Raw genomic sequence first — 14395 nt, forward strand, 5'->3', positions numbered from 1 at the left:
CCCCTCTGATCACCGCGACCACTCGCGTGATTCTATTCGATCAGTTCGCAAAGGACTCTTTCAGGCCGTGATGGTTATCGGAAGGTCATTTGCCCGGTTGGCAAAAATCGCAAGTTCATTGGCCCAATAGCAGCTAGCTTGGGCCCCAACGAATGGGGGCTTTCCCCGACAATCACTGCACGTCGTCTCACTAACTCACTGAAAGAGGTGGATATGTTTGCCGCAATGCTTGAAGTCAATCCGAAGCCCGAACAGTTCAACGCGTATCTCGGCATGGCCAAGGTGCTGCGCCCCGAACTCGAGAAGATCGATGGGTTTATCGACAACAATCGTTATGCAAGTCTCACGCGTGAGGGGTGGCTGCTGTCGCTGTCGAGCTGGCGCGACGAGAAGGCACTCGTGCGCTGGCGTAGTCAGGCAGCCCACCACAAGATCATGCAAGCCGCGCGCGACCGGGTGTTTTCCGACTATCGCCTGCGCATTGGCCAGGTCGTCAGCGACAACCAACTGCCTGCGGGGCAGGTCCTGATTGAACAGCGCCTGGATGTCACCGAGACGGGTCGTGGTACGGCAGTGACCCTGCGTGAAGGGACATTCTCGCCGGACTGGGTCAAGCAAGCTGGCGCGGAGGCGGTGGCAAAATCGCTTGGCGTCGATACGGGCGCGCCTGGCCTCGTTGCCTGGGATGTGTTCGACGCACTGATGACTCCGGGGGACGTGATCGCGGTTATGACGTGGCGCGACGAGGCAGCAGCCGAAGCATTCGAACGCGATGCCGCGACGGCCGATGGCTTGCGCCGGCGGAACGTCCGCATCATCCGGGAGTACGGAATGTTCGATCGCAGGGAAGCACCGCAATACTTTGCAGAGGCACAACGCACGCAGTAGTCTGGCTGCGCTCCATTATTGATGCGGTTCGACATGAAATAGTTAGCTTTCCTGTCGAACCAGAATGGCAACGAGGTTTCCATGGCCACAGTCGACCCTTTTACCACTGGAGCGGAACCGTTGACCGGCGCGCAGGCGCCGGCGCCCGCTCCGGTGCCGGGGACAGAGGCTCCCGCACAGCCGACGCCTCCACAGTCCACCCTTTCGCTGCGTCTCGCCGTCGGCCTCGTCGGGATGCTGCTTGCGTCTCTCCTCGCCATCCTCAACGAGCAAGTCACGGCGCAAGCGATGGCGGACATTCAGGGCGCGTTCTCGATTGGTCATGACGATGGGACCTGGCTGACTGCTCTGTTCGAAGCGGCCAATGTGGCAACGATGGTGTTTGCCCCGTGGTTTGGTATCACCTTCACGCTCAAGCGATTCACGATCGGCGCAGTGATCGCGACGATGATCTTCGGGTTCCTTTGCCCCTTCGCGCCGAACCTTTTCGCGCTCGATGGGCTGCGCGTGCTGCAGGGAATGGCCGGCGGATGCCTTCCCCCGATGTTGATCATCGTGGCGCTGCGCTATCTCCCGCCCAAAGTGAAGCTCTACGGGCTCGCCGGCTACGCGCTCACGGCGACCTTCGGGCCGGCGCTCGGCACACCGCTCGCCGCGTTATGGACTGAGTACGTTGGTTGGCAAATGGCCTTTTGGCAAATCGTGCCGCTTGGCATCGTGAGCTGCGTGGCGATTCAGTGGGGGCTGCCGGCAGATCCCCTCAAACTCGAGCGGCTCGCGGCATTCAACTGGAGCGGATTTTTGACGGGCTTTCCGGCCGTCGCCATGCTCGTGATCGGCGTACTGCAAGGCGATCGTCTCGACTGGCTCGATTCCCCGTTCATTCGCCTGATGTTTATCGGTGGCGGGCTGATGTTGGTGACGTTCCTCGTCAACGAGTGGTTTCACCCGCATCCCTTCTTCAAGCTGCAGTTGCTTGCGCGCAGAAACTTTACGCATGGACTCACGACACTCGCGGGCGCGGTGATCTTGCTGGTTGGCGTGGCCGCGATACCCGGCCAATTTCTCGCCAGCGTTCACACCTACCGGCCGCTGCAAACTGCGCCCTTGTCGCTGCTGGTTGCGATGCCACTCTTGATCGCCCTTCCCTTGACGGCGGCACTCCTGAATCTGCGGCGCGTTGACCACCGGTGGGTCATGGCCATTGGATTGAGCCTCATGATCACCACGTGCGTGATGGGGAGCTTCATCACGTCCGAGTGGATCCGCGACAACTTCTACTGGCTTCAATCGATACAGGTCGTCGCGCAACCGATGCTGATCCTCGCGATCCTGATGGGGGTGACGACGGGCTTGCCGCCGACAGAAGGTCCCTTTGCTTCAGCGATGTTCAACTCGCTCAAGACGTTCTCCGCGGCCGTAGCGACGGGTCTCATAGAAGGGTTGGGTACCGGTCGCGAACGTCTCCATTCGAACATGCTCGTGGACCAGCTAGGCAATCACGCGCTCGTAACGAGCCAAAGCATCGACGCGGCTCATGGCCCCGGCGAACTCGCCCACCGGATCCACGAGCAAGCAGTGGTACTGACATCGGCGGATCTCTACCTCGTGATGGCGGGAGTCGCGATCGCCCTCCTCCTCCTCGTGCCAGTGTTACCCGTGCGCATTTACCCGCCGTGGAGCACGACGCCCCCCTCTTCGCATTAAGGGAACGCAATCATGTCAACCGCAGCTCGATCTCCCCTCAAAATCATTCCAGCGGCCGCGATAGCCGTCGCAGTCGGTATCGGTGCATGGGCTTATTCAAGCCTGTCAAGCGGCTCGAATACCGAATCCACCAACGATGCCTATGTCGAAGCGGATTTCACCCTCGTGGCGCCGCGCATCCCCGGCCAGGTCTCCGAGGTTTTGGTCGACGACAACCAGGCGGTCAAGGCCGGGCAATTGCTGGTGCGCATCGACGACCGCGACTACAAGGCCTCATTGATGAGTGCTCAGGCGGATGTTGCTGCAGCCAGGGCGTCCGTCGCGAACTACGACGCCGAAATCGCGCGGCAGCCCTCGCTCGTCGATCAGGCGCGCGCGACGCTCAAATCCGATGCCGCGGCGATCGCGTTTGCGCGCGACAACGCCGCGCGCTACCAGGATCTCTCGCAAGCCGGCGCAGGAACGGCTCAGGAGCAACAGCACGCCTCGAGCGCGCTCGACGAGCAGCTCGCGCAGCAGGCCCACGACCAGGCCGCGCTGGCGTCGACCGAGCAGAACCTCGCCGTATTGAATACCCAGCGCGACAGGGCGGTCGGCGCGCTCGCACGCGCACAAGCGGCGCTCGAGCAGGCGCAGCTCAACCTGTCCTATACGGAGATTCGCGCGCCCATCGACGGCAAGGTTGGGCGGCGTTCCGCACGCGTTGGCGCATACGTGACGCCCGGCGCGCCGGTGCTTGCGGTCGTGCCGCTTTCTGAGGCCTATGTCGTCGCCAACTTCCAGGAAAACCAGATCACCAGGATGCGGCCTGGCGAAAGCGTGCGCATCAAGGTGGACAGCCTTCCTGGCGTGGTGATTCACGGCCGGATCGACAGTCTCGCGCCTGCAACCGGGGTGAGCTTTGCGCCTATCGCACCCGACAACGCCACGGGCAACTTCACAAAGATCGTCCAGCGCGTACCGATCAAGATCGACATCGACAAAGGTCAAGAGGCCGTGTCTGGGTTGAGCGTGGGGCTTTCTGTCGAAACCGAAGTGGCCACCGGTCGACATGGCGATGCGCGGGCCGAAGCGGGAGAGCAAAAATGAGGATGCACGACTTATCATTGCGCGCCATCGGGGCGTTGGCCCTGGAGATCCTGGCATGCCTTGTGATCGCCGGCTGTACCGTCGGACCGAATTTCGTCCCTCCCACGACGTCCACGCCACCGCAAGTCTTTGAACGAACCGAAGCGGCGCAAGCACCCAGCAAGGCCGTCGAAGCCGGCTTCAATCCCGAATGGTGGACACTGTTCGACGATCCCACGTTGAACGCGCTTGAAAAGCAACTGGCCGATGCGAACCTCGATGTGGCCGCAGCGTCGGCGCGCCTGCGGCAAAGCCGTGCTGGACAGCGCATTGCGGGGGCGGCGGAATTGCCCACGCTGGACGCTGCTGCGTCCTACGACCGCGAGCGCGGCAGCCCGAACGGCATTCTGTCGCTGCTCGGGGTCCCCTCGCTCGGGCCCCAATCGCAATCCGCTTCGGGGACAACGCCGCTTGGCGTGGCGCCGATACCGGGCTCCAAGGGGTCGCCGGCTTACAACCTCTATCAAATGGGCTTCGATTCCTCCTGGGAACTCGATATCTGGGGCGGCGCTCGACGCGGTGTCGAAGCGGCGTCCGCCTTATCGGATGCTTCTTACGAAGACCGAAACGCCGTGTTGTTGTCTGCGCGCGCCGAACTCGCGCGAGACTATATCGAGTTGCGCGACACACAATCGCTGCTGAACATCGCGAAACAAAACCTTGAGATTGCCCGTGATACCACGAAGCTCACGCAAATCCGCGAGCGTGACGGCGTGACGACAGATCTGGACGTGGCCAACGCTTCCGCACAGGCGGCGTCGATCGAAAGTCTGATTCCGACGCTCGAATCGCAATGCGAAACCACGATCAACGCGATGGGTGTCTTGCTCGGCGAAGAGCCGGGCGCCCTTAAGCCAATGCTCTCCGAGCCGCATGACGTGCCCGATCTGCCTCGACAGGTGCCCATCGGCTTTCCGTCGGAGCTTGTGCAACGCCGACCCGATATCCGGCGAGCGGAAGCGCAATTGCATGCGGCCACGGCGTCGATCGGTGTGGCAAAAGCCGACTTTTATCCGCGCATCTCGCTCAATGGCAGTGCGGGTTTCCAGAGCCTCCAGCTCTCCAGCCTCGCTAGCTGGGCGTCGGGGCAGTTTGTTTTCGGTCCCTCCATCACGATGCCGATCTTCGAAGGCGGGCGTCTCAAGGGCACACTGCAGTTACGCGAAGCACAACAACAGGAGGCCGCGATCGTCTACAAGCGGACCGTGCTCGAGGCTTGGCGCGAGGTTGACGATGCGCTGGTCGCCTACGATGCCGAGCAACTGCGCAGCATCAAGCTGAAGGAGGTGGTGGGGCTGAATCAGCGCGCGCTCGCCGTGGCGCAGCAGCGCTACAAGAGTGGGGCCCTGGACTATCTCGACGTGCTGAACGTGCAGAAGCAACTGCTCGAAGGCGAAAGCAACCTCGAGCAAAGCCAGGCGAGCGCTGCCGCGAATCTGATCACGCTCTGCAAGGCGCTCGGCGGCGGCTGGGAATCGACTTACGCAGACCAGACGCCTCAAGTCGATGGGGGCACTGCCGCGTCTCAGCGAGTTCAGCCAGAACACGACACGTCGACCACAGCAAAGGCAGACTGAGTTTTCGATGCGTATTCCTCAATCACGGATTTCAATACCGGGGACGTCCTCGCCGAACTGACGTAAATTTCGCAGGCAAGGAAATTTTCCCGGCAGCGGTGAGCACCACGCCCCGTGCCTGGCGCTCCAGCAACTTCACACCGACTTCGGATTCCAGATCGCGAATCTGCCGGCTCAACGACGGCTGTGAAGTGTGCAGTCGCCCGCCGTCAACAGGCTGTCTTCCTCCGCTACAGCAATGAAATGGCGCGGATGCCGAAGAATCGAGCGCACCTGGCGGTCGTCGGGCCTTCCATGTCGATGGACATTGCGTCAACCTGCGAGCCGGGCGGCGATGACGGTTTTCGGGCGGATCGATTTCGGCGACCGAAGTCTGCTGTGCCTATTCCGCCCAGGCATAGCCCCCCTTCCCCAAGCGATCAGTCGAGATTCAGGTTGTAGGTATAAAAAATCTCGTCTCGCGACCATCCAAGCGATTCATATAATGCCTGCGCCTTCACATTCGTCTTCGCTGTGGTTAAATCCATACGGACTCTTCCATCAGTCTTCGCGCGGGCTGCCGCGGTTTTCAATAAACTTCTCGCGACTCCTGAGCGCCGGGCATCTGGTGCGACGAAGAGGTCGTATAAAACATAGATCGGCGCTGCAGCCACGGAGCAGAAGGACGGGTATAACTGGCAGAATCCAACTAGTTGTCCGCCGCCAGAATCGGCGACTAGAATCACCGAGTCGTCCGCTTGCTGGCGCTCGGCAATGAAACGAATCGCAAGCGCCTGATCGGGTCGCTGGTCATAAAATTCCCGATAGTCGTTAAAAAGCTGTGCCACCGGTACAAGGTCGCGTTGCTCGTATCTTCTGATTTCCATGTGTAACCCGTCGAAGATTGGGTGACCGATAAATTCGGAACCAGCAGAATATACAAAGCGCTCTACTCCTCCGGAAGAGCCACCGCTCACCGCAATTCTGGAGCCATATCTAAAGCGCGATGCAATGGTGCACTCTGCCCGCACCCGCTAACTCATGCGTCGGCGGCCCGTAAGCTTTACCGCCTTTCATACGCTCGTCCCTCTCGCTCCTTATACGGTCTTTTCGCATTTGGAAACGGTCGTTCCTCATGCGGGGGCCGAAGGACAGTTCAGGGTCGAAACATGCCGATTGCATGCGTTCGCCGCTGGCGAGCAGGCGAACTGGGCCCATGGGACAGTTCTCGGCCGACTCCAGCCGTTCGCCGACGTGCTGCTATGGACACTCAAACGTCTCTCGCCCTCTTATGAAACGCTGCCGGTTACCCGAGCGTTCTCTACCGATCCGTACGGGGCTCGGCAGCTGAAAGAAGACTCACCCGGGCCCATGTGCCGGCACCAGGCGGATTTTGGCGGAACGTAGCACAATGTCGGTCGCCCCATTGCGGGCCCGACCGGTTTGCCGGCCGAGAGACTGTTCTCCCACGCGATTATTCCGATGAATTTCCCCTCGCTACGCGACTGGATTTTTTCTCTAAAGACCTTCTTCGCAGGGATGCTCGCGCTTTACATCGCGTTCTACTTCGACCTTTCGAGACCGTACTGGGCGCTGGCGTCGGTCTATATCGTGTCGAACCCGTTCGTCGGCGCGACACGGTCGAAGGCGCTTTATCGCGCGATCGGCACTGCCCTTGGCGCGGTCGCCTCGGTTGCCCTCGTGCCGCCTTTCGCACAGACGCCTTATCTGTTGAGTGCGCTGATAGCGTTATGGACCGGCGTCTTTGTGTACATTTCAATCTCGACGCGAGCCGCACGCAATTACGTTTTTCTGCTCGCCAGCTATTCGCTGTCCGTCATTGCGCTACCGGCATTGTCGAACCCGTTGAGTATCTTCGATGTGGCAGTGGCGCGAACCGAAGAAATCACGCTTGGCATCGTCTGCGCGAGCATCGTCGGCAGCGTTGTTTTCCCGAACCGGCTCGCGCCAACGCTGATCGAGCGAACCGACTCGTGGTTCGGCGAGGCCGTTATTTACGCGAAAGAATCGCTGGCTGGGCGGGTTGCGGGAGCGCTTGCTTCGGGAAGCCGCCAGAGGATGGCCTCGAGTGTCCGCGGCTTCGAATTCCTGTTGAGCCAATTGGCTTACGATCATGTCAGCCCCGCGATTCTCGCTCGCAGCGAGCAACTGCAAGGCCGGATGCAACTGATCCTGCCCATCACCTCGGCGCTCGCGGACGTACTCGCGGCCATACACGCTGCCACGCAGAAATCGGGCCTTGCCACTCCTGCGGGATTCGTCGAACTGCTGCGCGATATTGGGCGCTGGATGGACGAGCCGCTCGGCGAGGACCCCGAGCGCGAGGCACCGTCATTCCGGACGCGTATTGCGCAACTGGATCCGGCCCGCCACGAACTGACGACATGGCAGACTGCACTGTTATCCAGCGCGCTCTGGCGCTTGCGGCAACTGGTCGATTTATGGGTCGATTGCCGGACGCTGCGCCGTATCATCGTTCACGAACGAGGGCACTGGAGGCCGCGATTTCGTCACTGGCGCATCGGCACGCGCCACGCTTTTCTCGACCATGGCCTTGCCCTGTTCTCCGCTGGCTCGGCGGCGCTGGTCATCTTCGTCTCGTCGTGCCTGTGGATCGCTTCGGGTTGGCAGGACGGCGCGGCGGCGGTGTCGTTGGGCGCCATCGGCGTCTGCTTTTTCGCTGCGCTCGACGAGCCTGTGCCGATGATGCTCACTTTCCTGAAGTGCGCGACGATGGGCGTCGTCATTTCAGCGTTCTATCTATTTGTCGTGTTGCCGAGTGGCCAGGAATTCCCTTTGCTGGTCATTTTCTTCTCGTTCCTGTTCATTCCTCTAGGACTGTTGATGTCTCGTCCGAAATGGGCGTTGATATCAACGCTCGTCGCGTTGACGAGCGCAACCTTTCTTGGAATCGACAGCGTCTATGACGCCAACATTCTGAGCTTCCTGAACGGCAATCTCGCGGGACTGGCCGGCGTCATTTTCGCTTCGGCGATGACAGGGGTCATCCGTCCGTTCGGAACGGATGCCGCGACGGCGCGACTGACCCGGTCCAGCTGGAGGGATGTCGTGTTGAGCGGGTCCGCATTGTCGCGCGATCAGCAGCGCGATCTGAACGCGCGCATGCTCGACCGGCTCGTGCAGCTCATTCCGCGCGTGGCACCGAGCGAGGACTACAAGCACCCGTCAACCGAAAGCCTGCGCGACATGCGTATTGCGCTCAATACACTCGACCTGCGCAGGCTCTCAGGCAAGTTTTCTGGAGAATTGCCGGTCGTGTTGAATCGGGTGCTCGACGACGTGCGGTCGCACTATGAACGATGCTTCGAATCGGGCAAGCGGCAACCCGTGCCGCCCACGCTTGCAGTCGACATCGATGCCGCCATGGCGTGGATCATGGCCGACTTCGTCGCCGCTCCAGTTGCGCCAGGCTACAAACTGCGCAAAGGTGCACTGCATGCGCTCATCGGACTCCGGCTGTCGCTGTTGCCAGGGGCGAAACCCGACGACGGTTCCTGACCGGGGAGCAGTTATCGTCCCGCAGCTCACGCCATGTGAATCTGCTTCTGAAACGGTACAGGCAACGACTCCGTCCATCGCTAGCTTCGGACCGAGATGACAGCGTGGGCGACTGTTGTTGCGCTGGAGCCGGCGTCCTGCCTCGCGGAATCACGTATGACTGGAGAGGGCGGCGGATTCAACCGGTCGATGCAACAGCTAGATGGAATCGTTCAGCCGGTGTATCGAAGTTTAGTGTCTTGCGCGGACGTTCGTTGAGCCGCGCTGAGGGGGCAACGGAGCGCCGCATGGTCGCGGTCGATCACAAAGCAAGCACGGCCTCGAGCACTCGCGGATGCTCGAAATAGGCGTCGTGCGCAAGGCCCAGGAAGGCTTCAAATTCCGAATATCCCAATTCGATGCCCTCGTGCGAGCACTTCGGTTCGTCTGCGAGTGGCACCTTGCTGCATAGCGAGTCGGTCAACGCGTAAAAGTCGATCCAACGCCTGACGAGTGCCGAGGTTATGCAGCGCTGTATTCTCTGTTCATATACGGGTTCGCGAGACATCAGAAATTCCAAAGGACTGCCGGCGGTGACGAAATCGAAAGGCAGCAGCGGCGGCGCAACGTCTGTGTCGACCGCGATCCGGGCGACTGCATCGACTGCAACTGCGCTGCCGAAACTATGCGCGAGCAACGTAATACGTTCGTAGCCGGCCAACTGCGGGCTTATCTCCCAGAAGGCGTTGACGACGCGCCGCCGTACTCGATCGCAAAACCCCCCGCGGTTGTTCAGATAGCAATAAGCCGCATAGGAGCCGTCGATGTTGGACGTGACGAAGCCCGATGCGAGCAGACTCGTGACGCCCACCCATAGCCATCCCGCGACGTTTTCAACGTGCGACGGCAAGATCAACGAGAAAAGCTGGGCGATTTGAATAAGGGCAAGCAACGTCAACAGGTACCAAACGACCAGGAACAGGGCCCCAAAGCAGAAAGCCCGCTGCAGTGATCTGGACGTCGGCGGTATCGCTCGCCAGTGGCGAAGGCTAAGCCAATACCGGAGGAGAAGGCTCCCGAGAAAGGGAACCGAAGACGAGTCGAGGGGTGGCCTGAGATCGTTCCAAAAGATTTCGAGGATATCGATGATCTTGTGCTGACCGTTTCTAAGCCGGATATCGAATCGTGTGCGGTCGCTACCCTCGCCTCCGACTCGATGAAACGATTCGACGGACTCGTGGTGCGTTTCAAGGAAACCTTCGATGCCATCGGAAAGACGGGTTGCGTAGTGTTCGCGAACGCTTCTGGCCATGCCCGGAATCAGCATGACAAGTTCATGGACTGTTTCCATTTCAGCACCTCATGCGCTATCACGCGCGCGACGACGAACACCTGGACAAGCGTTAGAGGAAACTCATGCGAACCATGGGGCGAGCCCGGAGTACACCGGCGCTCCCGTCGATCGCGCTCAGGCGCCACCGCGGTTCGTGGCCAGTCGACAAGAAACGTAGAACGGGAGACTTGACCTGTCAAGAAACGGCTGCGCAGGGATGCGGTTGCGCTGTCCAAAGCCCTTTTGCGGGCACGGTCGCAGCGAACCGTGTCGCCGCGCGGGCGACGGCACAGAAGGGCAGCTGCCGCTTGCTTCCGGCGGCCACCGTTGGGAAACATCTACCGTCGTCGGTCCGACAAAACAGAAACGGTGCTCGTGTGCACCTGCTCCGTCGTCAGTAGCATCCGTGACAGTTGCGCGGATCGGCCGTCGGCGTACCTGGTATGCGTCGCTCGCGAGCATAATGACACGGCGAACGACAGTTCGCGGTCGACGCCGGAAGTTCGGCACGATACCGAACCTGGCCAGAAGCGCTTGCGGATGTACACCTGCTAAACTCGCCCCGATTCCCGACCTCAGAGTCTTCGAGCAAGCTAATTATGAAGAGTAGTTCAAAAAGTGGCCTTGTCTATTCCACCGATGGCGGGCGGATGTGTCCCGAATGCAGGCAGGTGCTCACGCAATGTGTCTGCAAGACGGTCGCCAAGACACTACCGGTAGGTGATGGCGTGGTACGAGTGACTCTCGTGACCAAGGGCCGGGGCGGGAAAAGCGTGACGATCGTTAAAGGGCTGGCGCTCGATCCTCTTGCCCTTGTCTTGTTAGGCAAGCAGTTGCGCACGGCCTGCGGTTCTGGCGGAACGGTCAAGGATGGCGTGATTGAAGTACAGGGTGACCATTGCGAGCGGATCATCGAAGCGCTCAGAAAGGACGGCCACAGCGCGAAGCGGGCCGGGGGCTAATTGCCTTAATGAGCGGCGACGCGATGAGTTTGATGGACCGCGTGCGGCCACGAACCATCAGTCGACCATCTGCAATCAATGAATGGCAGAATGCCGCGCGACCGTGCAGGCGGATACAGAAAACGTCCGCCTTTTTATCGGTCTTGGCTGACGATTGTGAAGAGTTGAGATCTTACGGCCGCACCGACGGCCGCTTGCGGGCTGGAAGCTGACACACATTCACGCCGCAAATCGCTACCGCCCAGGCGCGCGATGCTTGCCTCCTTGACGCTCTGATTGATCCGCCTTTGTTGCCGGCCTGGCTCGCACCCACCGACCTTGACAAGTTTGTGCAAGCATTCAACGTTTCCGGCTTTCGCGGTGGATTGAATGACTACCGCAACCTCGACCGCAAATGGGAAGTGCAATCGGCCTTTGAGGGCCTGCTCGTCGAGGTTCCCGCCTGTACCTTGTCGGTGAGCGAGACACAGGTCTGGCAATGCCAGGCATGCAGGACATTATCGGCGACATGCCCCAGATCGTGCCCAAGCTGGCCGCCACTCGAGCAGTCGATCTACGCCCCACTTTCAATTTCTCCCGCGCGGTTCGTGCGAGAGCGCACATATCGCCACGAATACTCGGGATAGTCTGCTGCCTTGCAGAGCGTTAAGAACGAAATTTTTAGAAAGCTTGCATCCTTCATGAGCATGTGCCATGAAACGATACGTGGTCATCCTAAATACACTCTTTCTCGCGCCCCTTGCATCAATAATGTTTGCTGACGCTAGTGATAACTGGCTCGATAAGTTTGTTGATGCCGACGTGTCATGCAAAATGACGTCAGGAGGCAGTGTGAAGCTCGTGGCGGTCTATACAGGCATCTTCGCGCGGCGCGGTGCCTTCGCGCAAAATCCAGCTCCAACGGAAATTTTCACGCGTCGGTATATTCTCGACGGGCTGAAAGCTCCCCTCGTTTCAAGTCCAAAACAAGCCTGACCAAACAGATTTTTCTGATTGATCCGGGTGCATTAATTTATCCGTTTGATTCAGACGGTTGTTCGCATTGGCGTTGATTTTGCAATAGCGGTACGGCTTCGGAAGACATTACTCTAAAAGAAAACCACGCCGATTCTTGTTTACTCGAAGGCCGGAGGGCTTTCCGCATTTCGGGTAAAGGCCGCTGGCCACGAATGTTCGAAAACCTGCTCTCACTAAACGGAGTTGATCATGCGACTCAGCATGTTATCGGCGGCGTGCCTGTGCGCCGGCAGTTTCGTCGTCAGCCAGTCCGCGCTATCGGCGCCCGCGCTGGCCACTACCCAAACCGACACCAAGGCCATCGTGGCCGCCGCGTCCCCTCAGGACGTCGTCGACTTCGGTGTCTACCTGCCACTGCGGCATACGGACAAGCTCGAGGCCCTGCTCGCCAGGCTGCACGACCCGAATTCGCCGCAATATCACCAATGGCTGCGGCCAGCCGATTTCCTGGCGCAGTTCGGCCCGAACCCGGCCGACATCGAGGCCGTCAAGTCCGCACTAGCCGCCCGCGGCTTGACCATCGTATCCAGCAACGCTCACGGCGTGCGCGTGCGAGGCAGTGCGGCCACGGTCACACAGACATTCGGCGCGCCGTTGGAGAAGGTCACCCAGCAGTCGCACACGCGTTTCCAGGCGCACCAGGCGTTGCAGATCCCTGGCGAACTCGCCGGCATCGAGTTGTACGTCGTCGGACTGTCACCCGTCCCCGACCACCACGTCAACGCGCATATGCGGGACAATGCGCAGCTGCCCTCCACCGACAACCGCTATAGCGCCACCGGCTCGTACTGGTTCACCGACCTGAAGCAGGCCTACGACTACCCGGCCTGGAGCGCCGCGACTGATGGCACCGGCGTCAGTGTGGCCGTGCTGATGGCCGACCTGATCTTCCCGGGCGACGTGAAGGCCATGTTCGACCACGAGAATTTCACCGCGATCACCGGCAAGGCGGCACCCGGCGTCACCACCGTCCTGGTCGATGGCGGTGGCGTGCAGAACGGCTACGGCTCGGTCGAGGCCAGCCTCGATGTGCAGCAGGTGCTGGGCGGCGCGCCGGGCGCCAACGTGACGCTGGTCAGCATCCCGAACCTGAGCAACCTGAGCATCATCGACGGATACCAGTACATCGTCGACTCGAACAAGTACGACATCGTCAACTCGTCGTTCGGCGGCTGCGAGTTGTCGTATACGGCGGCGTACAACTCCGGTACCGACTACACCTACTTGCTGCGGGCGAAACACGATCTATTCCTGCAGGGCAACGCCCAGGGCATCACCTTCGTCGCCAGTTCGGGCGACTCGTCGGGCCTCGAATGCCCCAGCACCGCCTACGTCGACGGCGGCGCGGCGCCCGTCTTCGTGCCCAGCGTCAGCACACCGGCGGCCGACCCGGCCGTCACCGCGGTCGGCGGCGGCAACCTCGTCACGGCGAGCGCGCCGCCGTCGCTGAACTCCAAATATGTGCGCGAGAGCGCCTACAACGATCCGGAGGCCCCATACGACCCGTGGGGCCGCGGCGTCAACGTCTCCGGCGGCGCCTGGGGCGCGGGCGGCGGCGTGAGCGCCGTATTCTCGAGGCCGCTGTACCAGATCCTGGCCAACACGGGCTCGAGCAACTGGCGCACGGTCCCCGACGTCGGCATGCAAGTGGGCGGCTGCCCCGTCTCCCCCGCTACCCTCAGTTGCGGCACCGACGACAGCTCCGTCATGACGGCCTACGGCGTGGGCATTGGCGGTGGCTTTCTCGGCATCATCGGTACCTCGGTGGCCTCGCCCGAGTTCGTTGGCGCGTTGGCGCTGTTCGAGCAGCAGCTCGGCAGTGGAAACCACCGCCTGGGCAATGCCAATTACTACCTGTACCTGTCCGGCGCGCTGCAGACGCAGGCCGGCGGAATCCAGGCGCCCGCCGCACTGCAGCTGTACCACCGCAACAACCCGGGCTACGACGGCGTCGCGCCCGACAGCTTCCCGAGCTACAACTACAACTATGTCTACGGCAACGGCAGCCCTGACGTGCGCAAGCTGTTCCACATGACGCAGTACCCGGCGGCCGGCGTGCCGCAGACGGCGACCAATCCGTAAGCTGAACGGGCGATAGCGGTCAAGCGCGCTCGCCGCGCGGCGGAGAACCTTAAAAAGCCCGGCCGGTGTGAATCTCACCGGCCGGGCTTTCTCATTTCAAGAGCCATCCAACGTGCCGTTTCGAACGACCGGAATCTGGCCGACAATCGCCATCGACACTACGTAGTCCAAACCTTCAGCGCGCCTACCGGTGGCTTATGTGC

General features: G+C 60.9%; 10 protein-coding genes and 1 pseudogene. 8 read left to right on the forward strand and 3 right to left on the reverse strand.

Annotated features, from left to right (window positions below; translation table 11 throughout):
* Positions 1–213: 213 nt before the first annotated feature.
* From E1956_RS39255 to E1956_RS39270, 4 genes are all read left to right on the forward strand, one after another.
* On the forward strand, positions 214–888 hold the full coding sequence (locus E1956_RS39255) for an antibiotic biosynthesis monooxygenase family protein (protein ID WP_134759675.1): 675 nt from the start codon (positions 214–216) through the stop codon (positions 886–888).
* 81 nt (positions 889–969) lie between these two features.
* Positions 970–2595 (forward strand): MFS transporter, encoded by a 1626-nt coding sequence (locus E1956_RS39260; protein WP_134758698.1) that lies wholly within the window; start codon positions 970–972, stop codon positions 2593–2595.
* Positions 2596–2607: 12 nt separating this feature from the next.
* On the forward strand, positions 2608–3684 hold the full coding sequence (locus tag E1956_RS39265) for an HlyD family secretion protein (RefSeq protein WP_134758699.1): 1077 nt from the start codon (positions 2608–2610) through the stop codon (positions 3682–3684).
* Positions 3681–5300, forward strand: coding sequence for an efflux transporter outer membrane subunit (locus E1956_RS39270; protein WP_134758700.1), 1620 nt, complete (start codon positions 3681–3683; stop codon positions 5298–5300). The genes E1956_RS39265 and E1956_RS39270 overlap by 4 nt, the downstream gene beginning before the upstream one ends.
* Before the next feature lie 76 nt (positions 5301–5376).
* Here the strand turns inward: E1956_RS39270 and E1956_RS39275 are convergent.
* Positions 5377–5564 (reverse strand): annotated as a pseudogene (locus E1956_RS39275) (LysR family transcriptional regulator); the annotation flags it as partial.
* Positions 5565–5719: 155 nt separating this feature from the next.
* On the reverse strand, positions 5720–6166 hold the full coding sequence (locus E1956_RS39280) for a GNAT family N-acetyltransferase (protein WP_134758701.1): 447 nt from the start codon (positions 6164–6166) through the stop codon (positions 5720–5722).
* A gap of 595 nt (positions 6167–6761) precedes the next feature.
* Here E1956_RS39280 and E1956_RS39285 point away from each other — a divergent pair.
* Positions 6762–8819 carry an FUSC family protein gene (locus E1956_RS39285; protein WP_134758702.1) on the forward strand — a complete coding sequence of 686 codons (2058 nt, stop codon included), beginning with the start codon at positions 6762–6764 and terminating at the stop codon, positions 8817–8819.
* Positions 8820–9120: 301 nt separating this feature from the next.
* Here E1956_RS39285 and E1956_RS39290 read toward each other — a convergent pair whose 3' ends face one another.
* Positions 9121–10149 (reverse strand): hypothetical protein, encoded by a 1029-nt coding sequence (locus E1956_RS39290; RefSeq protein WP_134758703.1) that lies wholly within the window; start codon positions 10147–10149, stop codon positions 9121–9123.
* Positions 10150–10730: 581 nt separating this feature from the next.
* Between E1956_RS39290 and E1956_RS39295 the strand changes: the two genes are divergently transcribed.
* The 3 genes from E1956_RS39295 (at position 10731) to E1956_RS39310 (ending at position 14192) form a co-directional block, all read left to right on the forward strand.
* The gene (locus E1956_RS39295) at positions 10731–11093 is read left to right on the forward strand and encodes a translation initiation factor Sui1 (protein ID WP_134758704.1); all 363 of its coding nucleotides are present in this window, start codon (positions 10731–10733) and stop codon (positions 11091–11093) included.
* A gap of 693 nt (positions 11094–11786) precedes the next feature.
* Positions 11787–12068 (forward strand): hypothetical protein, encoded by a 282-nt coding sequence (locus E1956_RS39305; RefSeq protein ID WP_134758705.1) that lies wholly within the window; start codon positions 11787–11789, stop codon positions 12066–12068.
* A gap of 231 nt (positions 12069–12299) precedes the next feature.
* Positions 12300–14192: a S53 family peptidase gene (locus E1956_RS39310; protein ID WP_134758706.1), complete on the forward strand. Its 1893-nt coding sequence runs from the start codon at positions 12300–12302 to the stop codon at positions 14190–14192.
* Positions 14193–14395: the final 203 nt, after the last annotated feature.

The organism is Paraburkholderia pallida (genome assembly GCF_004524855.1).
GTDB classification, from domain to species: Bacteria; Pseudomonadota; Gammaproteobacteria; order Burkholderiales; family Burkholderiaceae; genus Paraburkholderia; species Paraburkholderia oxyphila.